This is a genomic window from Aureimonas sp. AU20, from assembly GCF_001442755.1.
Lineage (GTDB): Bacteria > Pseudomonadota > Alphaproteobacteria > Rhizobiales > Rhizobiaceae > Aureimonas.
Genome location: NZ_CP006367.1, coordinates 3,128,625 through 3,152,585, shown reverse-complemented (window position 1 = coordinate 3,152,585; position 23,961 = coordinate 3,128,625). Strand labels below are relative to the sequence as shown.

The 23,961-nt window shown below is 66.9% G+C and carries 16 protein-coding genes; 11 read left to right on the top strand and 5 right to left on the bottom strand.

Annotated elements, in window-relative coordinates; genetic code table 11:
• Positions 1 to 182: 182 nt before the first annotated feature.
• The 9 genes from M673_RS14220 to M673_RS14180 all read left to right on the top strand — a co-directional run bounded on the left by M673_RS14220 (position 183) and on the right by M673_RS14180 (position 11,739).
• Positions 183 to 590, top strand: a complete 408-nt coding sequence (locus M673_RS14220; protein WP_061976651.1) for a hypothetical protein — start codon at positions 183 to 185, stop codon at positions 588 to 590.
• 111 nt (positions 591 to 701) lie between these two features.
• Positions 702 to 1,880 (top strand): c-type cytochrome biogenesis protein CcmI, encoded by a 1,179-nt coding sequence (gene ccmI / locus M673_RS14215; protein ID WP_061976650.1) that lies wholly within the window; start codon positions 702 to 704, stop codon positions 1,878 to 1,880.
• The gene (ccmE, locus tag M673_RS14210) at positions 1,877 to 2,380 is read left to right on the top strand and encodes a cytochrome c maturation protein CcmE (RefSeq protein WP_061976649.1); all 504 of its coding nucleotides are present in this window, start codon (positions 1,877 to 1,879) and stop codon (positions 2,378 to 2,380) included. The genes ccmI and ccmE overlap by 4 nt, the downstream gene beginning before the upstream one ends.
• A complete protein-coding gene (locus M673_RS14205; RefSeq protein WP_061976648.1) occupies positions 2,377 to 4,356 on the top strand; it encodes a heme lyase CcmF/NrfE family subunit in 1,980 nt (659 codons plus the stop codon). Before ccmE ends, M673_RS14205 begins: the two co-directional genes overlap by 4 nt.
• A gap of 2 nt (positions 4,357 to 4,358) precedes the next feature.
• Positions 4,359 to 4,850 (top strand): cytochrome c-type biogenesis protein, encoded by a 492-nt coding sequence (locus M673_RS14200; RefSeq protein ID WP_061976647.1) that lies wholly within the window; start codon positions 4,359 to 4,361, stop codon positions 4,848 to 4,850.
• A 120-nt stretch (positions 4,851 to 4,970) separates the two neighbouring features.
• Positions 4,971 to 6,488, top strand: a complete 1,518-nt coding sequence (locus tag M673_RS14195) for a Do family serine endopeptidase (protein ID WP_061976646.1) — start codon at positions 4,971 to 4,973, stop codon at positions 6,486 to 6,488.
• 110 nt (positions 6,489 to 6,598) lie between these two features.
• A complete protein-coding gene (locus tag M673_RS14190; protein ID WP_061976645.1) occupies positions 6,599 to 7,315 on the top strand; it encodes a response regulator transcription factor in 717 nt (238 codons plus the stop codon).
• A gap of 40 nt (positions 7,316 to 7,355) precedes the next feature.
• Positions 7,356 to 8,774, top strand: a complete 1,419-nt coding sequence (locus M673_RS14185; protein WP_061977860.1) for a sensor histidine kinase — start codon at positions 7,356 to 7,358, stop codon at positions 8,772 to 8,774.
• A complete protein-coding gene (locus M673_RS14180) occupies positions 8,764 to 11,739 on the top strand; it encodes a bifunctional [glutamine synthetase] adenylyltransferase/[glutamine synthetase]-adenylyl-L-tyrosine phosphorylase (RefSeq protein ID WP_061976644.1) in 2,976 nt (991 codons plus the stop codon). The genes M673_RS14185 and M673_RS14180 overlap by 11 nt, the downstream gene beginning before the upstream one ends.
• 203 nt (positions 11,740 to 11,942) lie before the next feature.
• Here the strand turns inward: M673_RS14180 and M673_RS14175 are convergent, their stop codons facing one another.
• Entirely contained in the window at positions 11,943 to 14,147 is a 2,205-nt protein-coding gene (locus M673_RS14175) for a PAS domain-containing sensor histidine kinase (protein WP_244493235.1), read from the bottom strand.
• A gap of 444 nt (positions 14,148 to 14,591) precedes the next feature.
• A complete protein-coding gene (pepN, locus tag M673_RS14170; RefSeq protein ID WP_187301271.1) occupies positions 14,592 to 17,240 on the bottom strand; it encodes an aminopeptidase N in 2,649 nt (882 codons plus the stop codon).
• Positions 17,241 to 17,512: 272 nt separating this feature from the next.
• On the opposite strand from pepN, the gene M673_RS14165 reads away from it, so the two are divergent.
• Positions 17,513 to 18,463 carry a DMT family transporter gene (locus M673_RS14165; RefSeq protein WP_061976642.1) on the top strand — a complete coding sequence of 317 codons (951 nt, stop codon included), beginning with the start codon at positions 17,513 to 17,515 and terminating at the stop codon, positions 18,461 to 18,463.
• A gap of 9 nt (positions 18,464 to 18,472) precedes the next feature.
• Here M673_RS14165 and M673_RS14160 read toward each other — a convergent pair whose 3' ends face one another.
• Both M673_RS14160 and M673_RS14155 read right to left on the bottom strand, forming a co-directional pair.
• The gene (locus tag M673_RS14160) at positions 18,473 to 19,723 is read right to left on the bottom strand and encodes an MFS transporter (RefSeq protein WP_061976641.1); all 1,251 of its coding nucleotides are present in this window, start codon (positions 19,721 to 19,723) and stop codon (positions 18,473 to 18,475) included.
• Positions 19,724 to 19,847: 124 nt separating this feature from the next.
• Positions 19,848 to 20,744 carry a uracil-DNA glycosylase gene (locus M673_RS14155; protein WP_244493234.1) on the bottom strand — a complete coding sequence of 299 codons (897 nt, stop codon included), beginning with the start codon at positions 20,742 to 20,744 and terminating at the stop codon, positions 19,848 to 19,850.
• Positions 20,745 to 20,905: 161 nt separating this feature from the next.
• On the opposite strand from M673_RS14155, the gene M673_RS14150 reads away from it, so the two are divergent.
• Complete coding sequence (locus M673_RS14150; protein ID WP_061977858.1) at positions 20,906 to 22,582, top strand: electron transfer flavoprotein-ubiquinone oxidoreductase; 1,677 nt, start codon at positions 20,906 to 20,908, stop codon at positions 22,580 to 22,582.
• Between the two features lie 27 nt (positions 22,583 to 22,609).
• Here M673_RS14150 and sbmA read toward each other — a convergent pair whose 3' ends face one another.
• Entirely contained in the window at positions 22,610 to 23,842 is a 1,233-nt protein-coding gene (sbmA, locus tag M673_RS14145) for a peptide antibiotic transporter SbmA (protein ID WP_061976639.1), read from the bottom strand.
• Positions 23,843 to 23,961 lie beyond the last annotated feature (119 nt).

Genomic DNA, 23,961 nt, shown 5'->3' with positions numbered 1-23,961 from the left:
TGCCGGCGCTTTTCCGCCGCCGCTTCGTTGCCAATCCTCGCCGATGCCACCGGCATCGACTGCGTTTGGCGCCTTGCGAACGTCGCAAAATCACTCGACGGCCTTCCACCGCCGAGTTGTCAGACAGTATCTGAGATCGTTCGGAATGTCCGGGCTTGCCCCGGTCGGTATCAGGCTGACCCATGCGTCGTGCGTTTCAGACCCTTGCGGCCCTCCTTGCCTCGCTGACGCTCGGCGGATGCCTGTCGTCGGGCGCTGCCCTGACGCAGGCGTCCACGCCTGCTCTGCCGCCCGGCGCTCTGTCGCTGCGCCCCAGCCTGCCCAAAAGCGGCAACGCGCCGCTGAGCGGCCGGGCGGAGCAGGGGGCTTTGGCCGCACAGTATCAGGCGTTGCAGTTCGGCGCCGTCGGGCAGGCCGTACCCTGGTCGGCGGACGGCTATCGCGGCGAAGTCGTGCCGACGCAGCTCTACCGGATCGGCTCGCAGGATTGCCGGGGTTACACCCATGTCGTAACCCGTGGAAGCGCGACGACGCGCCAGGTCGGCACCGCCTGCCGGTCGGGCGTCGATACGTGGACGCCCGTCGGCTGACGAGACATTCTTTGCGCCGATGTGAATAGGCAGGGCTGCGCGCCCTTGATAGAGCTTGGCCTACTCGCCGGCCGCCGGTCTCGTCGGAAGCCGCCCATGGGATGATGACGCTTGTTCTGGCTTGTCGCCGCCTGCATGACCTTGATCGCGACCATCGCGATCGTTCGCCCGCTGCTTCGCACCAGCGTCGCGCCGGCGGTGCCGCGTCCGCGCCATGATGCGGAGGTCTATCGCGCACAGCTTCTGGAACTGGAAGGCGATCTGGCACGCGGGGCGATCGGCCCGGACGAGGCCGCGACGGCCCGCGCCGAGATCGCCCGCCGTCTCTTGAAGGCCGAGAGCGCGTTGGCGATCGACCAGAGCGCGAGCCGGTCGGCGCAGGGCCGCCTCGCTATCATAGCCGGACTTGCGGTCGCCCTGTTCCTACCAGCCGCGACCTTTCTTTTCTACGACAGGGCCGGTTCGCCGGAGATCGGCGATCTGCCCCTGGCCAGCCGCGAACAGGAACGCGCGCCTGACGATATCTCCACCATGATTGCCGCCATTGAGCGAAGGCTGGTCGAGAAGCCGGACGATGGGACCGGCTGGAGCATCGTCGCGCCGGTCTACCTGCGCATGGGCGAGGCCGACAAGGCGGTGGTGGCTTTCCGAAACGCCATCCGCCTGACCAAGCCGAACGCCGAAAAGCTGGTGGGTCTCGGCGAGGCTTTGGTTCAGCAGGCTGGTGGACAGGTGACCGAGGAGGCGAAGGCGCAGTTCGATGCGGCCTTGGCGCTGGACCGGGACGCGCCGGCCGCGCGCTTCTACCTCGCGCTGCAGCTCTCGCAGACCGAGCGCTATGCCGAGGCGCGCGAGGCCTGGGGAGCGCTGATCGCCGCGTCGCCCGCCGATGCGCCTTGGCTGACATTGGCACGGGCGGGGCTGGACGATGCGAGTGCCAAGCTCGGCATGAATGCCCCGGCAGCGCCGTCCGAGCCCCTAGCGCAGGCGCCCGGCCCGAGCGGGGCCGATATCGAGGCAGCGGGGCAGATGAGCGAGACCGATCGCCGCGGCATGGTCGAGGGCATGGTAGCGCAACTTGCCGGCCGACTGGAGGCCGCGCCGCAGGATAAGGAAGGCTGGAAGCGCCTGATGCGCTCCTACACCGTTCTCGGCCAGACGGGCGAGGCGACGGCGGCCGGCGAGAAGGCGCTCGGCGTCTTCTCACCCGAAAGCACTGAGGGTAAGGATATCCTGGCCTTTGCGCGATCGCTCGGGCTCGACCTCTCGGGAGACAGCGCCACGCGATGACCCGCAAGCAAAAGCGCCTCGGTTCGATCTTCGGCATTCTCTTCGTGGTGGGGGCGGCGTTCGCGCTCGTGCTGACGGCCCTGTCGGACAGCGTCGCCTTCTTCAACTCGCCGACCGATCTCGCAACCCGTCCGCCTTCGGAAGGCCAGCGCATCCGCCTCGGCGGCATCGTCGAAAGCGGGTCGGTGGAGCGCGGCGGCAGCCACCTCGTGCGCTTCCGCGTGACCGACACGGTGGAGAGCGTCGATGTACGCTACGCCGGCCTCCTGCCCGACCTGTTCCGCGAAGGGCAGGGCGTCGTCGCGGAAGGGGTGGTCGGGCCCGACCATGTGTTCGTGGCCGACACGGTGCTCGCCAAGCATGACGAGACCTACATGCCCAAGGAAGTGGTGGACGACATGAAGGCGCGCGGCCTCTGGAAGGACGGGGCGGTGGTCGCCAGCGAAGGGGCGTCCAGCCCCAAGATCGGCGCGCCGAGCCCGGGCGGAGCGGGACTTTGATCGTCGAACTCGGTCATTTCGCGCTGGTGCTGGCGCTGGGCCTGGCGCTGGTGCAATCCATCCTGCCGGTTCTCGGCAGTCGTCTCGGCGACGCTCGGCTGATGGACACGGGCGGCGTTACGTCGCTCGGCTGCTTCGCCCTGCTCGCCTTCGCCTTCGGCGCGCTCACCACCGCCTATGTCACGTCGGACTTCTCGGTTCTGAATGTCGTTGAGAACAGTCATTCGTTGAAACCCATGCTCTACAAGGTGTCTGGCGTCTGGGGGAATCACGAAGGCTCGATGCTGCTCTGGGTGCTGATCCTCGCCCTGTTCGGCGCGCTGGTCTCCTCCTTCGGCGTCGACCTGCCGGCGAGCCTGAAAGCCAATGTGCTTTCGGTTCAGGCCTGGATCCTGGTGGCCTTCCTGCTCTTCATCCTATTGACGTCCAACCCGTTCACGCGCGTCGTGCCAGCGCCCTTCGAGGGGCAAGATCTCAATCCGATCCTTCAGGATATCGGGCTCGCGATCCATCCGCCGCTGCTCTATCTCGGCTATGTCGGCTTCTCCATCGCTTTCTCCTTCGCCGTCGCAGCACTGATCGACGGGCGGATCGACGCGGCCTGGGCGCGCTGGGTGCGGCCCTGGACGTTGATCGCCTGGGTATTCCTGACGGCCGGCATCGCCATGGGGTCCTACTGGGCCTATTACGAACTCGGCTGGGGTGGCTGGTGGTTCTGGGACCCGGTCGAAAATGCCTCCTTCATGCCTTGGCTCTCCGGCACGGCGCTGCTGCACTCCGCTCTCGTCATGGAGAAGCGCGCGGCGCTGAAGGTCTGGACCGTGCTCCTGGCAATCCTTACCTTCTCCCTTTCGCTGCTCGGTACGTTCCTGGTGCGTTCGGGCGTGCTCACCTCCGTCCATGCTTTCGCGGTGGACCCGGAGCGCGGCGTCTTCATCCTCGTCATTCTCTGCGTCTTCATCGGCGGCTCGCTGGCGCTCTTCGCCTGGCGGTCGAGCGAACTGGAAAGCGGCGGGCTTTTCGCGCCGATCTCGCGGGAAGGGGCGCTGGTCTTCAACAACCTGTTCCTGACCACCGCGAGCGCCACCGTTCTGACCGGAACGCTCTACCCGCTGGCGCTGGAAGTCGTCACCGGCACCAAGATCTCGGTCGGTGCACCCTTCTTCAACGCGACCTTCGGGCCTCTCATGGTGCCGCTGCTCTTCGCCGTGCCCTTCGGTCCTTTGCTGGCCTGGAAGCGAGGCGATCTTCTGGCCGCCGCGCAACGCCTCTATGCCGCGATCGGCGCGGCGATCGTGGCGATCGTCCTGGTTCTGGCGCTGACGCAGGGAACGCGCATCCTCGCGGCGCTGGGCTTCGGTCTGGCGGTCTGGCTCCTGGCGGGCAGTCTGTGCGATCTGGCTGCTCGCGCCGGGTTGCCGAAGGTGGGACCGCGCTTGGCCCTCCGTCGGTTGCGCGGCCTGCCGCGCTCGGCCTTCGGCACGGCGCTCGCCCATTTCGGCCTTGGCGTGACACTGCTCGGCATCGTCTCCGTCGGCGCCTTTTCGACCGAGACCATCACCACGATGGCGCCGGGCGATACGGTCCAGGCCGGTGGAACCCTGGTGCGCTTTGAGGGAATGGCGCCGCGCGAGGGGCCGAACTATCGCGAGGAGGTCGGTCGCTTCACCCTGTCGCGCGGCGGCGGCGAGACGGCGAGCCTCGAATCGGCCAAGCGATTCTATCCCGCGCGACAGATGCCGACCACGGAAGCGGGCATCCACACTCGCTGGTTCAGCCAGGTCTATATCTCGCTGGGCGATGCGGCGGCCAATGGCGGCGCGACCGTGGTTCGGATTTGGACAAAGCCGCTGGTGACGTTGATCTGGCTGGGGGCCGTGGTCATGGCGTTGGGCGGCTGCGTGTCGCTGGCCGACCGACGGCTGCGGGTCGGTGCGCCGTCCCGCGCGCGGCGCGCGTCGGCCGCGAGGGCCTGACGATGCGATGGGGAACCCGGCGGTTTTGCCTCGTCGTGGCGGCGCTGTGCCTACTGGCAGCGTCTCCTGTGTCGGCCGTGCAACCGGACGAAGTGTTGCCGAACGCCGGGATGGAAGCCCGCGCCAGGGCGCTCTCCGCGGAGCTGCGCTGCATGGTCTGCCAGAACCAGTCGATCGACGATTCCGACGCGGCGCTCGCCAAGGATCTACGCGTCCTCGTTCGCCAGCGTCTTCTGGCGGGAGACAGCGATGCGCAGGTGCTGGACTATCTCGTCGCGCGCTACGGCCAGTTCGTGCTTCTGCGCCCTCGGCTGGAGACGCAGACCCTGGTTCTCTGGAGCATGCCGGTCGTGCTGCTGCTAGCGGGCGGCACCGCTCTCGTCCTGTCGCGCCGGCGCGCGCGGGACGCCTCGGCCGCGCCCTTGTCTTCCTCCGAGGAGGCGGCTGTCGCGCAGGTTTTGGATCGTTTGGAGCAGGAAACGGGTCGAAACTGACCTTACCAAGCTTTCACACGCCTGAAAACTTGCCGTAATCTTCGATCCTCTAGGTTTCGTGTCAACGACGAAGCGGAAATGTCCCGCCGAGCGCGAGAACGGAACCAGCAGGGGTATCCCATGACCAACACGATCACGACCAAGACCAAGCGTCGCCTGTCCGCCGCGGTTCTCGCTGCGGGCGTTGCCGGCCTCGCCTTTTCCGGCGGGGTGTTGACCCATGCCACGCCGTCCTTCGCGCAGGCCGTGCAGGTTAGCCCGGCCGGGCAGAGCGCTGGTTTCGCGGATGTCGTAGAGAAGGTGTCGCCCGCCGTCGTCTCCGTCCGGGTGAAGGAGAAGATCGAGGACGTGGCCGATCGCGGCGGTCCGCAGGCCTCGCCCTTCGACAACCTGCCTGAAGGCCACCCGCTGCGCCGCTTCTTCGAGTTCGGAAATCCGAACGGCCCGGCCGCCCCTGGCCAGCGCGCGCCCAACCGCAAGCCGCGCGAGGGCATGGCCCAGGGCTCCGGCTTCTTCATCTCCGACGACGGCTTTCTCGTCACCAACAACCACGTGGTCGAAGGCGGCACCAACTACACCGTCGTCCTCAACGATGGCACGGAATACGACGCCAAGCTGATCGGCACCGACAAGCGCACCGATCTGGCGCTGCTGAAGGTCGACGCGCCCAACGTCAAGTTCACCTATGTCAGCTGGGCCGACGATTCCAAGGTGCGCGTCGGCGACTGGGTCGTGGCGGTCGGCAATCCGTTCGGCCTCGGCGGCTCGGTGACGTCGGGCATCGTTTCGGCTCGGGGCCGCGACATCGGCGCCGGCCCCTATGACGACTTCATCCAGATCGACGCGGCGGTGAACCGGGGCAATTCCGGCGGTCCGGCCTTCAACCTGCAGGGCCAGGTGATCGGCATCAACACGGCGATCTTCTCGCCGTCGGGCGGCTCTGTCGGCATCGGCTTTGCCATTCCCGCCTCCACCGCGCAGTCGGTGATCCAGTCGCTGCGCGACAGCGGCAATGTCCAGCGCGGCTGGCTCGGCGTCCAGATCGCGCCGGTGACCAAGGACATCGCCGAAGCGCTGGGCCTTGCCAACACGCATGGCGCCATCGTGACCCTGCCTGACACCGAGACGCCCGCCACCAAGGCCGGAATCCGAACGGGCGACGTCATCACCGCCGTCAACGGCGAGACCGTGACGAGCCCGCGCGAGCTGGCCCGCAAGGTGGCCGAGTTCAAGCCGGGCACCTCGATCGACGTGACGCTGTGGCGCGACAATGCGGCCAAGCAGGTGAAGGTCGCGCTGGGCAATCTGGCCTCGCTTGATGAAGCCTCCAACGCGGGCTCCAACAGCAGCGTGCCGGTCAACCCGTCCTCGCTGCGCGGTTATGGTCTGACGCTGACCCCGTCCGACGACGGTCAGGGCGTGGTGGTCACCGATGTCGACCCGGACTCGGAAGCCGCCTCCCGCGGGGTCTCGGCCGGCGACACGATCGTGGCGGTGAACGGCACGCAGGTGAAGTCGCAAAGCGATGTCGAGGCGGCCATCAAGAGTGCCTCCGGCAGCGGGCGCAAGGCGGCGCTGTTCCAGCTGCGTAACGGCGACCAGAACCGCTTCGTCGCCCTGCCGATCTCCGGCAGCTGATCGGCCGGCGGCGGGCGTATCTCCGCCGTTCGACTGAGCAGGGTGGCGTCTCCGAAACGGGGCGCCACCCAGTTTTTCTCACAATCCGACGATCCGAAAGGACTGGGCCGATGACGCCGTTAGCGGTTTCGCCTACATCCGAACCCATGCGCATCCTTTTGATCGAAGACGACAAAGAAGCCGCCTCCTATCTGCAGAAGGCCTTTCGTGAGTCCGGCCATGTGCCGGACCACGCGGCCGACGGCGAAACGGGGCTGCATATGGCGGAGACGCAGGGCTACGACGTGCTCGTGGTGGACCGGATGCTGCCGCAGCGCGATGGGCTTTCGGTGATCTCGGCGCTACGCGAGAAGGGCGACATGACGCCCGCGCTGATCCTCTCTGCCCTGGGGCAGGTGGATGATCGCGTCACGGGCCTGCGCGCGGGCGGTGACGATTACCTCGCCAAGCCTTACGCCTTTTCCGAGCTTCTCGCCCGGGTCGAGATCCTCGGTCGGCGGCGGGCGACGAAGGAGATCGAGACGGTCTACCGCGTCGGCGATCTCGAGCTCGATCGCCTGTCCCACGAGGTCAAGCGCGGCGGCAAGACGGTCGTGCTGCAGCCACGCGAGTTCCGCCTTCTCGAGTATCTCATGAAACATGCGGGTCAGGTGGTGACGCGCACCATGCTGCTCGAAAATGTCTGGGACTATCACTTCGATCCCCAGACCAACGTCATCGACGTTCATATCTCGCGCCTGCGCTCAAAGATCGAGCGCGATGTCGGCGAGCCGCTGCTCCACACGGTGCGCGGTTCCGGCTACATCCTGCGCGCGGGGCAGGGCTAGGCGCTCGTAGCGCGTCGCCCCGCCGCATCCCATGCGCACCATGGCCCGTATCCGTGACATCTGGCGGGTCACCGCCTTTCGCCTGTCGGCGATCTATCTCAGCCTCTTTGCGGTCTTCGCCGGTATTCTGCTCTTCTACGTGACGGGCTCGGCTGTCTCGATTCTCCAGACGCAGAACCGTGACACGATCAACGAGGAGATCGGCGAACTCGGCCGCGTCTATCAGAATGCCGGCATCGTCGGTCTGGTGCGCTCGATCGACCGCCGTTCGCGCCAGCCCGGCGCTTCGCTCTATCTCATGACGGACGCCACTGGGCGCATCCTGGCTGGCAATGTCGAAAGCCTGGAGGCGGGCGTTCTCGACGATCCCGGCTTCGTCGGCAGCGCCTTTCGCTATGCGCGCTTCACGGAGGACCCGAGCGACCGCTACCATACGGCGATCGCGCAGGTGATCCAGCTTCCCAACGGACTGCGAATTCTTGTTGGGCAAGACCAGACCGAGCTCGACCGCATTCGTCTCGTGGTGCGCAACGCGCTGATTCTGGCGCTCGGCCTTATGAGCGTCGGCGCGCTGATCGCTTGGTTCCTGGTCGGTCGCACGGCGCTGCATCGGCTGGACAACATGTCGGTCGCCACCGCCCGCATCATGGGGGGCGATCTCGGCGAGCGCCTGCCGGTGGCCGGCACGGGCGACGAGTTCGACCGGCTGTCGGAAAATCTCAATCTGCTGCTGACCCGCATCTCGCATCTGCAGGAAGGTCTGCGGCAGGTCTCCGACAATATCGCCCACGATCTGAAAACGCCGCTGACGCGGCTTCGCAACCGCGTAGAGGCCGCCTTGCGCGGCTCCGAGGACGCCTCGTCCGGCGAGCTGCGCGGTGCGCTTGAAGGCGTCATGGCCGAGGCGGACGGCATGATCCGCACTTTCGACGCGCTCCTGATGATCAGCCGCGTCGAGGCCGGCTCGCATCCGGCCTTGAAGACGAAGGCCGACATCGCGGCCATCGTGCGCGACGTGACCGAACTCTACGAACCTTTGGCCGAGGATGCCGGCGGCACGCTGGCGGTCGAAGCGCCGGACAGCCTCACGGCCGAGGTCAGCCGCGAACTCATCGCCCAGGCGCTTTCGAATCTCATCGACAATGCGTTGAAGTATGGCGTGCCGGCCGAGGGGCCGCTCGCCATCCGAGTGGCCCTCGCGCCCGAGGATCACGGCTTCCGACTGGAGGTCGCCGACAACGGCCCGGGCATTCCCGCCGACAAGCGCGTGCGCGTGCTGGAGCGCTTCTACCGGCTGGACGAAAGCCGCACCAAGCCCGGCTCCGGTCTCGGCCTCTCGCTGGTCCAGGCCATTGCCGGCATCCACGAAGGCACGATGGCGCTGGACGATGCCGCTCCCGGCCTTATCGTTCGTCTTTCGATACCGTCCGAGGGGGGAAGGGCCGGCGATGAGGGATGAGGCTTTGGGCGCGCTGCGTCTGGGAGGCACGCTGCCGCTGGTGCCGATGACGGCTGAAAAGGCCAGCGCCTGCCTGTCCGATCTGGCGGTTGCGGCTGGGGCACAGCGGCTGAACAGGCTGGTCGCTTGGCTCGGCGCAGATGGTTTCGATGCCGATCGCGAGCGTTTGGGCGCTGCACTGTCCTTGTCCACGCATCTGGAAGGGCTGGCCCTGCGCGGGCCACAATGGCTAGACCATCTGTTCGACGAGGATGCGGGTGAGCGGGTGGAGGCGCTGGTTGCCAGCCTGGAGGCTCCGATTCCGGACGGCGCCAGCGAAGCCGGCATCATGACCGAGCTGCGGCAGGCCAAGAACGAGGCCTGCTTTCTGATCGCGCTGCGCGATCTGTTCGGCGCGGCGACGCCCGCCGTTACGACGTGCCACCTATCGCGCCTCGCGCAGGCGGCGGTGACGAGGGCGGTTCGCTTCTGCCTTCTCGATCTCGATCGAAAGGGCAGTCTGAAGCTGCCCAACTCCGCCGTTCCCGAACAGGGCTCGGGCCTCTTCGTGCTCGGCATGGGCAAGCTCGGCGGCGAGGAGCTGAACTATTCCAGCGATATCGACCTCGTGGTTCTGTTCGAGCCGGAGGCCGAGGCGGTGCTCGACCCGCCCGAAAGCGTCGAGCTTTATTCGCGCCTCGCACGCCGTCTGGTGAAGATGATAGGCGAGCGCACCAAGGACGGCTACGTCTTCCGCACCGACCTGCGCCTGCGCCCCGACCCCTCCGCCATGCCGCTCGCCGTGCCGGTGCCGACCGCGCTCGTGTATTACGAGGGCGCTGGGCGCGACTGGGAGCGCGCGGCGATGATCAAGGCGCGACCCATTGCGGGCGACGCAGAGGCGGCAGCGGCCTTTCTTCGCGACATTACGCCCTTCGTCTGGCGCCGCTATCTCGACTTCGTGGCGATCGGCGACATCCACGCCATGAAAATGCGTATCGACCGCCATCGCGGCTTCGAGAGCATCATGGTGGCCGGGCAGAACGTGAAGCTCGGGCGTGGTGGCATTCGCGAGATCGAGTTCTTCGCGCAGGCCCAGCAGCTCATCGCCGGCGGGCGCAACCCGTCCCTTCGTCTGCGCCGAACCGACGAGGCGCTGGCGCGGCTCGCCGAGGAGGGCTGGATCGAGCGGGACGCCGCCGAGGAGATGACCGGGGCCTATTGGTTCCTGCGCCGCGTCGAGCACGCCGTTCAGATGGTCGCGGACGAGCAGACCCATACGTTGCCGGAGGCGGAGATCGATCTCCTGCGCATCGCACGCCTTTGCAACTTCGCGACGTTGGAGGAGTTCTCTCGCGCGCTGGTCGAACGGCTGGAAACGGTCGAGGCACGGTTTTCCGCGCTTTTTGCCGGTCACGCCCCGGCGAGGACGAACGAGGGTGCGGTCGCGCTTCTTTCCGACGCGGAAGATCCTGCCGCGCTCGAATGGCTCGGCCAGATCGGCTATCGCCGCCTCGGCGATATCGGCCGCATCGTCCATGGCTGGGCGAGCGGGCGCTATCGCGCCACCCGCTCGGACGCGGCGCGAGACCAGCTAGTGCGCGTCCTGCCCTCGCTTCTGGAAGCCTTCGCCAGGGGGCGGGACCCGGACGCCGCGCTGGCGGGCTTCGACCGTTTCCTCTTCGGCCTGCCCTCGGGCCTACAATTCTTCTCGCTGATCGCCTCCAACCCACGGCTTCTCGATCTTCTGGCGCTGGCGATCACCGCCGCGCCGCGCCTTGCCGACACGATCGCGCTGCGCCCGCATGTGTTCGACGCGCTGCTCGACCCCGCTTTCTATCGCGAGATCCCGACCCGGGCGCTCTTGCGCGAGCGGCTCGGCACCTTTCTTCGCGACGCGCCCTTCTTCGAGGAGCGTCTGGCCCGACTTCGCATCTTCGCCTCCGAGCAGCGCTTTCTCGTTGGCATCCGGCTTCTGGCCGGTGCGATCGAGGGAGAGGTGGCCGGCGCAGCCTTCACGGCGCTCGCCGATGCGGCGCTGGCGGCGCTGGTAGAGGCGGTGGAGGCGGAGTTCCGCCGCGCCCATGGCACGGTTCCGGGCGGGCGGCTGGTGGTGCTCGGCCTTGGGCGTCTTGGCAGCGGGGAGCTGACCGCAAGCTCCGATGTCGATCTCATGCTGCTCTACGACCACGATGCCGAGGCCGAGACCTCGGACGGCGACAGGCCCTTGCCGGTCTCGACCTATTACACCCGGCTGACCCAACGGCTGATCGCGGCCTTGACCGCGCCGATGGCGGACGGGGTGCTCTACGAGGTGGATTTCCGCCTTCGGCCCTCGGGCAACAAGGGGCCGCTCGCCACCCATATCGATGCTTTCCGCAAGTATCAGCGGGAGGCCTGGACCTGGGAGCGCATGGCGCTGACGCGCTCGCGCCCGCTCGCTGGCGATCCCGCTCTGACCGAGGAAATCCGCGCCGCGATCCAGGCGGCAATCGAAAGCCATGCCGCCGATCCGCTGCTGCGTTACGACATCGCCGACATGCGGGCGCGGCTGGAGGTGCAGAAGCCCGCTCGTGGGCCGCTCGATCTCAAGCGGCTGGTCGGCGGCCTCACCGATCTCGAGTTTATCGCGCAATGGTCGATCCTGTCGGGGATCGTGCCGCTGGACTTCATCGGCCGCAACACCGAGCGGGTGCTGACGGAGCTCGTCCGTCGCCAACCCGACACGCCGGGCGTGGACGCGCTGCCGGCTGCGATGGCCGATCTGACGCGCGTCGTGCAGCTCCTGCGCCTCGGCCCGGGCACGGCCTTCCGGGTCGAGGACCTGCCGGCGGGCCTTTCGGAACGGCTGGCCCGCGCGCTGGATCTGGCGGACCCGTCCGGCATCGAGCCGCATATCCAGGATTTGGCTCACCGAACGCGCGCGGCCTTCACCGCGTTGATCCCCTTCGAAGGGGTGGGGGACGACCGGCTACCGGCCGGCTAATAGCGCCTAACAAAATCTCTGGGCGGAGGATGGGCGAGGAAGTTTCGTTCGAGGACGAGGAGCGAAGCGCAGTCGATGCCGGCGGCATCGGTGAGCATTCGCGAGGACATCAGCGTCGAAAAGACCCGGCCAGCCGACCCCATGAGATTTTTGTTAGGTGCTCTAACGTCTTATCAGGAGATGTCGCCGTCGCCTCGCGCCGATCAGGCGGCGACGGAGATCAGCGGGCTCTGCATCTCGCCGTCTTCCGCGCAGGGGAGGCGGATCGACACGGCCGTTCCTTGGCCCGGCGTCGAGGCGATGCGCATCCGCCCGCCCTGCAGTTCCACCAACGAACGCGCGATCGCAAGTCCGAGCCCGGTGCCCTTGTGGGTGCGTGTCAACTCGTTCTCCACCTGCTCGAAGGGGCGACCGAGGCTTTTCAGCGCCGAACGGGGAATGCCGATACCGTTGTCGGCGATGGTCACGACCACATGCCCCTGCCTCACCCGCGAGCGCACGCGCACTTCGCCGCCCGCGCCGGTGAATTTCACGGCATTGGCGATGAGGTTGAGAAGGATCTGCTTGGCCGCCCGGCGATCGCCGATCAGGGTGAGATTGTCAGGGCTCTCCACGCGCAGCCGCAGGTTCTTCGACCCGGCCTGGACTTCGACGATCTTGGTCGCTTCCGCCAGGATTGCGGGGAAATCGACCAGCTCGCGGGCCAGCACCATGCGGCCGGCCTCGATCTTCGACATGTCGAGAATGTCGTTGATGAGCTTCAGGAGGTAATGGCCGCTCTGATGGATGTCGGCGGCGTATTCCGTATATTTGGCGTTGCCGATCGGGCCGAAGCTTTCCTCGTGCATGATCTCGGAAAAGCCGATGATGGCGTTGAGCGGCGTGCGAAGCTCGTGGCTCATATTGGCGAGGAAGGTGGTCTTCGCCTGGTTGGCGCTCTCGGCGCGCTCCTTTTCCACGATGTATTTGTGATTCAGTTCAGCCAGCTCGCGCGCTTTGGTTTCGGCGTCGCGCCGCGAGGCGGAAAGGTCGTTGATCGTCGCCATGAGGCGGCGCTCGGAATCGCTCAGCCGCTCCTGGTGAACTTTCAACTGCGTGACGTCGGTGCCGATCGCGACATGGCTTCCGTCCGGCATGCTGCGCTGGGAAATCTGCAGCCACCGCCCGTCCGCCAGAAGCGTCTCGGAAGCGCGCTCGCCCTGCACGAAGGTGGAGCTGGTGAGCTTGCGCTCGGCGATCGGCTTGCGCCCCTTGGCGCGCACGACTTCGAATGCGGTGCCGATCTGCACGTCCGCGTCGGTGAGGCCGAAGACTTCCTGATATTTCGAGTTGCAGAGCACCAGGCGCTTGTCCGCGTCCCACAGGACGAAGGTCTCGGAAATGTTCTCGATGGCGTTCTGGAGGCGCGTGTTCGCCTCGTCGGTCATGCGCGCCAGAAGCTGGTTCTCGCTGACATCGACGGCGACGCCGATCAGATGAATCTCGTTGTCGGGCGTGCGCACCACTTCGGCGCGCGCGCGCAGCCAAAGGAACTGCCCGTCGGCCCGTCGCATCCGGAAGGAGCGCTCGAAATGGCCGACCGAGCCCGAAGCGATCTGCCGGGCGAACTCGAAGAAGGACCCATCCTCGGGATGGAGAAGCGCGGCGACCTCGGAGAAGGACAGAACCTCCTCACGCGGCGCCATGCCGAGGATTTCGTACATAGAGCGCGACCAGTACATGCGACCGCGCGCCAGATCCCAGTCCCACAAGCCGCAGCGGCCACGCGACAGGGCCGTTTCCACCCGACGATGCTGGTCGAGAAGCAGCCTGTCGGCCATGCCGGCTCGCACGGCTTGCCGGTAGTAGGCCACGAGAATGGCGAGGAAGACGAGGCAGGTGAGGCAGAAGAGCGTGACGCTGAGCGAAGCCGTGCGGCGCCAGTCGGCGAACATCTGCGATTCCACGCGCACGAGCACGACGCTGCCGAGCGGCTCGGTCAGGAGCGCAGCGGTTGCCTGCGCCTGTTGGCCGCCAAGGCGCACGGACATGACGCCCGCTCGCTCGCCGAAAACGCTCAAGGGTTGGCTGCCGTCCAGCACCGTGTCGAGGCTGTGGCCGAGCGTGGCTTCCTGGCCGATGGTGGTCGCGACGACGCGGCCCTGCCGATCGGTGACGAGGGCGGCGAGCCCGTCGTCCTTCAGGAAGAGAGGAAGGGTCGAGGTGAGAAGCTGGCTGGCGCGCTGGCGCGGATCGGCCAAGGCCGGGTCGAAGCCGGCTTCCTCGGCGCGCAGGAGGCTCGCCACGATGCGCAACTCGTTGGCGGCCCGCGCCTCGATCGCGTCCCGCTCGTCGATCGCGGAGATGATGCGAACCAGCGCCATGATTACCAGGAAGGCGATGACGCAATAGGGGATCAGGCCGCGCAAAGTGGGCTCGTATTCGCCCAGACGATCACGAAACGACAGGAGAGCTGGGTGTGAAACTCTTTGCGACAAGCTGCGGACCCAGCCCGAAATTCGGGACGAATCCGCTCTTGCCGGTACGCTCGAAGCGTCCGACCTCATCCAACCGACCCCTCGTCCGCCGTCCATGAAATCGGGCTCCGCCAGCCCGACTCAGGGGTCAATCAAACAGAGCGCGACTCGCTTGTCCAGCGCTGCGGGAGGCAAAGAGCAGGGTCGAAGCAAGCCTCAAATCTTGCTGTTGCGCCCTGCACACAGGGCTTTCCCCCGCTTTTCTTCCCTTAGCCTTAACAAAACGTGAACACTGCAGTTTCGGACTTCGCAAGATCGATTTGGCCATTTCCTCGATCCCTTCGAAATCAAGCGGTTTTCGCCGTTCCAGCCCGTTCGGCGATCTGCTTCGAACGCTTACTCCAGCGTTCGGGTGAGAATGTCCGTCAGGTCGCGCGAGAGGCCGCCTCGGCCGGCGAGATCGCGCAGCGCCGCCTCGGCCGCCCCGCGCCGGGGCGCGTCGAAGGAGCGCCAGGAGCGGAAGGCCGTGGCGAGCCGCGCCGCCGTCTGCGGGTTCAAGCGGTCGAGTTCGGCCAGACGTTCGGCCACCCAGCGATAGCCCGTCCCGTCCGCGCGGTTGAAGCCGCGCTGGTTGCCGGTCGCAAATCCGCCGATCAGCGCCCGCGCCCGGTTCGGATTGGCGAGCGTGAACTTGGGATGGCGGCGCAGCGCCTCCACCGCGTCCACGATGCTCTCACTCGGGGCCGTCGCCTGCAATGTGAACCACTTGTCGAGCACCAGCGCGTCGTCTTCGAAGCGCGCGAAGAAGGCGGCGAGGGCGGTCCGGCTTTCCTCCGCCTCGGGGAAGAGATGAACGAGCGCGGTGATGGCGGCGAGCCGGTCGCTCATATTGCCGGCCGCCTCGAACTCGGCAAAGAGCGGCTCGGCCGAGGGCAGGGTGGTGGCGCCGATCGGCAGAAGCGCGGCGCGCAGCGCCCGGCGGCCGGCGCTCGCCGCGTCCGGACTGAAGGGGGCGTCGCCATCGGCAAGGCTTGAGCGCAGCGCCGGGAAACTCGCGCCGCCCGCTTCCGCGAGCCGGCGGAGAGCGCCGCGCCGGGCGCGGTGAATCGCTTCGGGATCGATGTCGCTTCCGACCAGCCGCGCGATCTCCGCTTCGCCGGGCAGCGTCACCATGAGCGCGCGCAGCGCCGGCTCCAGTGCCTCGTCCGCCGCCGAGCGGCACAGGGCCTCGATCACGGCCTCGTCATAGGTCGGCTTGCGTCCCGCCGTCTCGGCAAGGGCTGCTTCGCGCAGCATCTCGCCGGTGAGATCGGTCAGCGCGCGCCAGCGGCCGAACGGGTTGGGGTCGAGCCGCGCCAACGCTAGCTTTGCTTCGCGGGGCTGGTCGTGGCGCAGGGTCACGGGGGCGGAGAAGTCGCGCAGGATGGAGACGAGCGGCCGCGTCTCGCCGGTCTCGAAGACCAGTTCTGCGCTCTGCGTGGTGAGGTGAATGACGTCGCCCTCCACCTCCGCCTCGCCCGCGAGGGGCGCGATCGACAGGTCTTCGCCACCCGGCCCGACGAGGCCGAAGCGAACCGGCATGTGGAAGGGCTCGGTGCCGGTTCCGGCCGCGCCCTTGGCGAGCGACTGTTCGAGGCGCAGCGTCAGCCGCCCGTCGGCAAAACGCTCGGTCACGCTTAAAACCGGCGTGCCGGCCTGATGATACCAGAGCGAGAATTGCGACAGATCGGTGTGTCCCGCTTCCTCGAAGCAGCGGAGGAAATCCTCGATCGTCGCGGCCTCGCCGTCATGGCGCGCGAAATAAAGGTCCATGCCGGCGCGAAAGGCGTCCGGGCCGACGATCGTCTCGATCATGCGCACCAGCTCGGCGCCCTTCTCGTAGACGGTGGCGGTGTAGAAGTTGTTGATCTCGCGGTAGCGCGTCGGGCGGACGGGATGCTGCAGCGGGCCCTGATCCTCCGGGAACTGCTGCGCCTTCAACCCATGCACGGAGGCGATGCGCTTGACCGCGCGCGAGCGCTCGTCGGCGGAGAATTCCTGATCGCGGAAGACCGTCAGCCCTTCCTTCAGGCAGAGCTGGAACCAGTCCCGGCACGTGATGCGATTGCCGGTCCAGTTGTGGAAGTATTCGTGCGCGATGACGGTCTCGACGCCGGCATAGTCGCCGTCCGTCGCCGTGTCGGGATCGAGCAGCACGTACTTGTGGTTGAAGACGTTGAGACCCTTGTTCTCCATCGCCCCCATGTTGAAATCCGAGATCGCGACGATGTTGAAGACGTCGAGATCGTATTCGCGCCCGAAGCGCCGCTCGTCCCAGACCATGGAGCGCTTCAGCGCATCCATCGCATAGGCGGCGCGTTGGCTCAGGCCCTTCTCCGTGTAGATGCCGAGGCGCACGTCGCGCCCGCTCGCCGTGGTGAAGCGGTCTTCCAGAAGATCGAGATCGCCGGCGACGAGCGCGAAGAGATAGGCGGGCTTGGGATGGGGGTCGTCCCACACCGCGAAGTGCCGACCGCCCTCCAGCTCGCCCGCTTCCACCGGATTGCCATTGGCCAGCAGCACGGGAGCGCTCGCGCGGGCCGCCTCCAGGCGCACGCGATAGGTCGCGAGCACGTCCGGCCGGTCGAGGAAATAGGTGATGCGGCGAAAGCCCTCCGCTTCGCACTGCGTGCACCAGACGCCGTTGGAGCGGTAGAGACCCATCAGCTGCGTGTTGCTTTCGGGCGAGAGCTTCGTCTCGATCCGCAGGGTGAAGCGGCCGCTGGCCGGCAGATCCTCGATCGTCAGCTGCTCCGGCGTCGCGGTGAAGCGATCGGCGGTCAGCGGCTCGCCGTCGAGCGCAAGGCCGGTCAGCACCAGTTCGTCGCCGTCGAGAACGAGCGGCACGGTTTCCGGCACGCCCTCGCGCCGCTCCAGCACGATGTCGGTGGAGACGTCCGCCGAGCCCTCCGCCAGCGCGACCCGCATCTCGACATGATGGATGACGAAATCGGTGGGCCGGTAGTCTTCGAGCCGGATGATCTGTCCGTCGTCGGTTCGCAGCATGGGGGACTCGCCTTCCAGAATGCCAGATGGTGTTTCGGGGATAGCGCCGATCCGGCCGGCTTGCCAACATCGCGGTGGCTCGTTCACGCGATATGTCCGGGGCGAACGCAAGTTTCCCCGATGGAACGGCGTCAGGGGTCGACGCCTGGGGGAGAGTTTCCTATCACCCTCCCTATCCCAGGCCGTCGCCCGTTCTTTCCCGGTTCGAGCCGGCGGCCGCATCGCTTGGCGGCCAAAGCACGGCGGCCCCAGGCCAGCCGAAGCTTGGTGCCATGTCCGCGTCCCCCTTCGTCCCGTCCCCCCAGCCCATGCTCGGGATCGGGCTCAAGGTGCTCTCCGTCATCATCTTCGTGGGCATGCAAACCGCGCTGAAGACGCTGGGCGAGGCGATCCCCGCCGGGCAGCTCGTCTTCTTCCGCTCCTTCTTCGCGCTCGTGCCGGTTGCGATCTATCTCCTCTATTTGGGCGAGTTGCGCACGGCGCTGCGCACCGACGACATCTCAGGCCATTTCCTTCGCGGCATCATCGGCGTCACCTCCATGGGCCTCGGCTTCTTCGCCCTGTCGCGGCTGCCCTATCCCGAATGGATCGCGATCTCCTACGCGACGCCGCTCATCACCGTGGTCTTCGCCGCTCTGTTCCTCAAGGAAACGGTGCGGGCCTATCGCTGGGGCGCGGTGCTGATCGGCCTATGCGGCATCCTTGTGGTCGCCGCGCCGAATTTCAGCGTCACGGCCGAGGCGGTGAAGCCCGACCGCGCCTATGGCATCCTGGCCTCGCTCGGCGGATCGGCCTTCGCGGCGATCGCCATGATCCAGGTGCGACGGCTGGTGCGCAAGGAGCGCACGCCGACCATCGTCGTCTATTTCTCCCTGACCTCCAGCATCGTGGCGCTATCGACCATCGTCTTCGGCTGGGTGTGGCCGAACCCGGCGCAGTTCGCCGCGCTGGTTCTGGCCGGGCTCTGCGGTGGTGTCGCGCAGCTGCTCCTCACCTCCTGCTACCGCTATGCCGACACGTCCACCATCGCGCCCTTCGAATACACCTCGATGCTGTTCGCCATCGTGATCGGCGTCCAGTTCTTCGGGGAAACGATCCAGGCCTCGACGCTGATCGGCGCGGCGATCGTCATCGCGTCGGGCGTCTTCATCATCTATCGCGAGCACAAGCTCGGGCTGGAGCGGCGCAAGGCACGCCGCGTCGCCGCGCCTTCGCAGGGCTGATGCGAAGAATCACTCGCCCGGCAGATTGCCTTCGGCGCGCGGGTCGAGTTCGAACGAGGCGGGCGTCTGCGTGCGCGCGAAGGGGACGGACTTGAACTCCTCGCGGCTTTCGGCCGGCAGGGCTTGTCGCCGCATCATGCGGAACGCGGCATAGCCCGCGAGTGCGGCATGCGCGCCGCCCGTCGCCAGGAAGATACCGCTCGGGCCACCGCGCTCCATCAGCCAGGCGGCGAGCATCGGCCCGCCCATCGTGCCGAAGCCGTAGAGAATGAGCAGGCCGCCGGAAATCTTGACGAAGTCGGCGGTGTCGGCATAGTCGTTGGCATGGGCGACGGCCAGCGAATAGGCGGGGTAGGTCACCCCGCCCATGACGAAGGCGATGGCGAAAAGCGTCAGCACGTTGCCGGACCAGAAGCTGAGCGCGAAGGTGGAGGCGCCGAGCCCGATGACGCCGGCCAGCACCATCACCGCGCGCCGGTCGATCCGATCCGACAGCCTCCCCAGCGGCACCTGCAGCACCGCGCCGCCCGCCATGGTGGAGACGAGCAGCGTCGAGATCTCGGCGGTGGACAGGCCGATCTTCTGGCCGAGCACGGGGGCCATGTTGGTCCATGCGCCGGACAGGATGCCGGAGGCGAAGACGCCCATCACGGCGGCGGGCGAGTTGCGATAGATGGCCTTGAGGTCGAGCCGCACCTGCGTCAGCGGCTTGGGACTCTCGGCGCGCGACAGGGCGGTCGGGATCACCGCCATGATGTAGAAGATCGCGCAGAGCATGAAACCGGTGGCGAGCTCCGGCCGGGCCAGCGGCATGGAGAACTGGCCGCCGATCATCGCGGCCATGGAGATCACCATGTAGAGCGAGAAGATGCGCCCGCGCGTCTGGTTGGTTACGCGCTCGTTCAGCCAGCTCTCGATCACCATGTAGGCGCCGGCCAGCGCGAAGCCCGCGAGGCCCCGCGCCAGGATCCAGGCGAGCGGATGGACGATCAGCCCGTTCAGAAGAACCGAGATCGCAAGCAGCGCCGCCAGCGAGGAAAAGGCCCGCACATGGCCGGCCGAGCGCACGATGGCGGGCATGACGATGCAGCCGACCGTGAAGAACACGGCGTAGCCGGTGCCCATCAATCCGATCTCGTAGGGGCTCCAGCCTTCGATCGCGGCGCGCACGGGCAGGAGAATGCCCTGCAGCCCCGCCCCGGCCATCAGGAAGAAGGTGGACAGGAGGAGCGACACGATCGGCAGGATGCTGGCGCGCATGGGACATTTCCGAGGCTGGGGTCGGCCGGGGCGAGCCGAGCTCTCTCCTAGCCCAACCCACATTGCAGCGCACCCGAATTAGCGACGGATCATGTCGTCTTGCGGACAGCGCTCGGAAAAGCCGTCAATCCTTCTCATCCAGCTTGGCTTTGAGAGCCAGAAGATCGCGCCATGCGAGCCGCTTCTGGCTGGGCTGGCGCAGGAGATAGGCGGGATGCAGCATGGCCATGGTCGGCACCGTCGCGCCGTTCGGCAGGGTGATGCTCGCCCAGCGGCCGCGCAGGCGCATGATCCCTTCTTCCGAGCGCAGGAGCACCTTGGCCGAGGGCGAGCCGAGGCAGACGAGAACGCGCGGATTGACCAGTTCGATATGGCGCAGCGTGAAGGGAAGGCAGGTCTCCGTCTCGGCCGGCGTCGGCGTGCGGTTGCCCGGCGGGCGCCAGGGCACGGTGTTGGTGACGCGCACGTCCTCGCGCTTCAGCCCGACCGAGCCGAGCATCCGGTCGAGCAACCGGCCAGAGCGGCCGACGAAGGGCTCGCCCGCCAGATCCTCGTCGCGCCCCGGCGCTTCGCCCACCAGCATCAGATCGGCCGTTTCCGAGCCGTTGCCGAATACGAGATTCTTGGCCGTCGCCTTCAACCCGCAGCCGGTGAACTCGGCCAACAGCGCTTGAAGCTCGGCGAGGCTCCCGGCCTTGGCCGCCTGCTCGCGCGCCTCGGCCGCCAGCGCCTCGTCGGAGCGCAACGCGATGGCGGGCGCGGCCGGGCGAGGGGGCAGCGGAGCGGGGCGGCGGTCGGCCGGGGCGGCGGGAGCGGCGGTCCCTTGCGTCGCGGCGGGAGCCGGGCCGCCCGCTGCCGGGCGCCCGGCGCGCCGACGTTCGGTCTCGGCCTCGGTTTCCGCGAATCGATCGCGCGGCGCTTCGCCGGCGAAGGTGGAGATGCCGGCGCGCGCGTACCAGTCGAGCAGGGCGCTCAGCGCCTCGCCCATCCGTCCGTCCGCTTCTGGCTCAGCCCTCGTCATACGCCTCGTCTTACCGGATCGGCTCCGGCACGGGAACCGGCATCGCCTGCTTTGGGAAAAGCGTCATAAACCCGTTTCGCTCGCTTCATCGGGAAGACATTCACCTGAAGATTCCGTTAGAAGCGTTCGAGAAAATGGAAAACGGCGTGGAGGAAACAGCCATGGCGAGCGAAGCCAGCCCGGAGCGGGAGCTCCCCGAGCGGGAATCGATGGAGTTCGACGTGGTCGTCGTGGGCGCTGGCCCCGCAGGCCTGTCGGCAGCGATCCGGCTGAAGCAGGTCAATCCGGATCTGTCCGTCGTGGTGCTGGAAAAGGGTTCGGAGGTCGGCGCCCATATCCTATCCGGCTGCGTGCTCGACCCGTCCTCGCTCGACAAGCTCCTGCCGGAGTGGCGCAGCGAGGAGACGCCGATCCGCCAGCCCGTGACCGAGGATCGGTTCTACTTCTACGGCTCGCACGGCGCGGTGCGCCTGCCCAACGCCTTCATGCCCAAGCTCATGGGCAACCACGGCAATTTCGTCGTCTCGCTCGGCCTGGTCTGCAAGTGGATGGCCGAGAAGGCCGAAGCGCTCGGCGTCGAGATCTATCCCGGCTTCGCCGCCACTGAGCTTCTGACCGACGACAAGGATCGGGTGATCGGTGTCGCCACCGGCGACATGGGGATCGAGCGCTCGGGCGAGCCGGGGCCGAACTTCCAGCGCGGCATGGCCTTGATGGGCAAATACGTGCTGATCGGCGAAGGGGTGCGCGGCTCGCTCGCCAAGCAGCTGATCCGCCATCACGGGCTCGACGTGAACCGCGAGCCGCAGAAGTTCGGCATCGGCATCAAGGAGCTCTGGCAGATCGACCCGGCCAAGGCCAAGCCAGGGCTGATCCAGCATTCCTTCGGCTGGCCGCTGGATTTGGCCACCGGCGGCGGCTCATTCCTGTATCACCTTGAAAACAATCAGGTCTATGTCGGCTTCGTCACGCACCTGAACTACAAGAACCCTTATCTCAACCCGTTCGAGGAGTTCCAGCGCTTCAAGACGCATCCTGACATCGCCGCGCTTCTGGAAGGCGGCAAGCGCCTCTCCTACGGCGCGCGCGCGATTACGGAAGGGGGCTACCAGTCGGTGCCGACCCTGGTCTTCCCCGGCGGCGCGCTGATCGGCTGCTCGGCCGGCTTCGTCAACGTGCCGCGCATCAAGGGCGTTCACAACGCAATCTCGTCCGGCATGCAGGCGGCCGAAGCCGCCGTTGCGGCGATCGCCGAGGGGCGCTCGGGCGATCTCCTGAAATCCTATGAGAACGGCTGGCGCGCCTCGCCCATCGGCACGGATCTTTATGCCGTGCGCAACGTCAAGCCGCTCTGGTCGCGCTTCGGCACGGCGCTGGGCGTGGCGCTGGGCGGGCTGGACATGTGGATGAACCAGCTCGTGGGCTTCTCCGTCTTCGGCACGATGCCGCACGGCAAGACCGACGCAGAATCCACCGAGCCGGCGGACCAGCACAAGCCGATCCGCTATCCAAAGCCCGATGGGGTGCTGACCTTCGATAAGACCTCCTCGGTTTTCCTGTCCAACACCAATCACGAAGAGGACCAGCCGGTCCATCTGCGGGTGAAGGACATGGCGCTGCAGAAGAGCTCCGAGCACGATCGCTATGCCGGCCTGTCGCAGCGCTACTGCCCGGCCGCCGTCTACGAGTGGGACGAGACCAACCCGGCCGATCCGCGCTACGTCATCAACGCGCAGAACTGCGTCCACTGCAAGACCTGCGATATCAAGGACCCGAACGGCAATATCACCTGGGTCCCGCCGCAGGGCGGTGAAGGGCCGGTCTACGGCACGATGTAGGCCGAAGGCCGGCAGGGCCGCCTTCCCTTATCGGGCGGCCCGCAGCGCAGGGGCGGGGACGATCGCCGCATCGTCCTCCCCGATCACGGCCTCGAAGGTGCGCAGGCGTTTGAAGATCGACAAAAGCTCTACGATCGTCGTCCAGCTCGTCACGAGGTATTGGAACGAGCTGCGCACCTGCTCGAAGGCGTTGAGGATCTGGTTCATGACACCGAGCGTGATGGCGCCCGCCGCGATGGTCGGCGCCAGAATGAGATAGGGCACGATCACGTCGACCTGCAGGTAAACGATGCGGGCGACGTTGAAGTAGAGATAGTTGAAGTAGAGGCGGAAATAGCTGCGCCTGACATCGGCGAACAGCATCGCGACGGTCGGCGGCTGGGCGCGATCGGCTCGGTCCTCGCCGATCACCAGCTCCTTGCGGTAGGCCGCCTCCACCTTCTGGTTCCCGAATTCCAGGCCGGGCAGGCGGATGCCGACGAGCGCCAGCAGGCCGGTGCCGAAGACCGACCAGAGAAGTGCCGAGGCGACCAGCGCATGCGGCACCTCGCCCACGATCGGCAATATGCGCACGGCCGAGGAAAGCCCGATCAGGATCGGCAGGAAGGCGATGAGTGTCAGCACCGCTTGGATCAGGTTGACGCCGAGCGCTTCCACCGTCGTGGAAAAGCGCATCGTGTCTTCCTGAATGCGCTGCGAGGCGCCCTCGACGCCGCGCAGCCGGTGCCAATGGGCCATGTAGAACTCGTTCATCGCCTGTCGCCAGCGGAACACGTAATGGCTGACGATGAAGCTGGAGATGACGCCGACGGTGACCGCCACCAGCGCCAGCCCGGCGAATGTCAGGAAACTGCGATAGATGTCCGCCGGCGTGACCGATCGCTCATGCGAGAGCGCGGCCTGGATCAGGTCATAGAACGGCCCGTACCATGTGTTGACGGCGACCGAGACCTCCACCTGGAAATAGGTGAGAAACAGGATCAGCGCCGAACCGAGGATCGACCAGCGCTCCCAACGGTGCGGCGAGAATCGATGCCAGAGGCTGGCGAAGATCGATACAGCTGCGGCGAAATAGAGGTCGAACCAGAGCGAGGCGGGCGACCAGAAGCTCGCGATGCCGATCTCCGCCCCTGTGCCGCCGAAGCCGAGATGCGCGCCGAAACGCCGGCCGGCGACATACCAGACCAGGACGCAGAGCGCCGTCCAGAGCGCGACGGAGGGGAAGAATAGGCGGGGGCGGGGAAAGAAGGAAACGAACATCGACTCTGATCCTCAGGAAGAGTCGAATCATGGCAGGCCAGCGGGGCTCGATCCCGTTACGTCTCTGTCATGACGTAAGTTTCATAAACGATCGGGTGCCGAACGACGCGGCGCTCGAA

Bases quoted from the DNA above. Each gene is read 5' to 3' on its own strand.
- M673_RS14220 (WP_061976651.1), top strand. From the start codon at position 183: ATGCGTCGTGCGTTTCAGACCCTTGCGGCCCTCCTTGCCTCGCTGACG.
- ccmE (WP_061976649.1), top strand. From the start codon at position 1,877: ATGACCCGCAAGCAAAAGCGCCTCGGTTCGATCTTCGGCATTCTCTTC.
- M673_RS14200 (WP_061976647.1), top strand. From the start codon at position 4,359: ATGCGATGGGGAACCCGGCGGTTTTGCCTCGTCGTGGCGGCGCTGTGC.
- M673_RS14195 (WP_061976646.1), top strand. From the start codon at position 4,971: ATGACCAACACGATCACGACCAAGACCAAGCGTCGCCTGTCCGCCGCG.
- M673_RS14190 (WP_061976645.1), top strand. From the start codon at position 6,599: ATGACGCCGTTAGCGGTTTCGCCTACATCCGAACCCATGCGCATCCTT.
- M673_RS14185 (WP_061977860.1), top strand. From the start codon at position 7,356: ATGGCCCGTATCCGTGACATCTGGCGGGTCACCGCCTTTCGCCTGTCG.
- M673_RS14180 (WP_061976644.1), top strand. From the start codon at position 8,764: ATGAGGGATGAGGCTTTGGGCGCGCTGCGTCTGGGAGGCACGCTGCCG.
- pepN (WP_187301271.1), bottom strand. From the start codon at position 17,240: ATGCTGCGAACCGACGACGGACAGATCATCCGGCTCGAAGACTACCGG.
- M673_RS14165 (WP_061976642.1), top strand. From the start codon at position 17,513: ATGTCCGCGTCCCCCTTCGTCCCGTCCCCCCAGCCCATGCTCGGGATC.
- M673_RS14160 (WP_061976641.1), bottom strand. From the start codon at position 19,723: ATGCGCGCCAGCATCCTGCCGATCGTGTCGCTCCTCCTGTCCACCTTC.
- M673_RS14155 (WP_244493234.1), bottom strand. From the start codon at position 20,744: ATGACGAGGGCTGAGCCAGAAGCGGACGGACGGATGGGCGAGGCGCTG.
- M673_RS14150 (WP_061977858.1), top strand. From the start codon at position 20,906: ATGGCGAGCGAAGCCAGCCCGGAGCGGGAGCTCCCCGAGCGGGAATCG.
- sbmA (WP_061976639.1), bottom strand. From the start codon at position 23,842: ATGTTCGTTTCCTTCTTTCCCCGCCCCCGCCTATTCTTCCCCTCCGTC.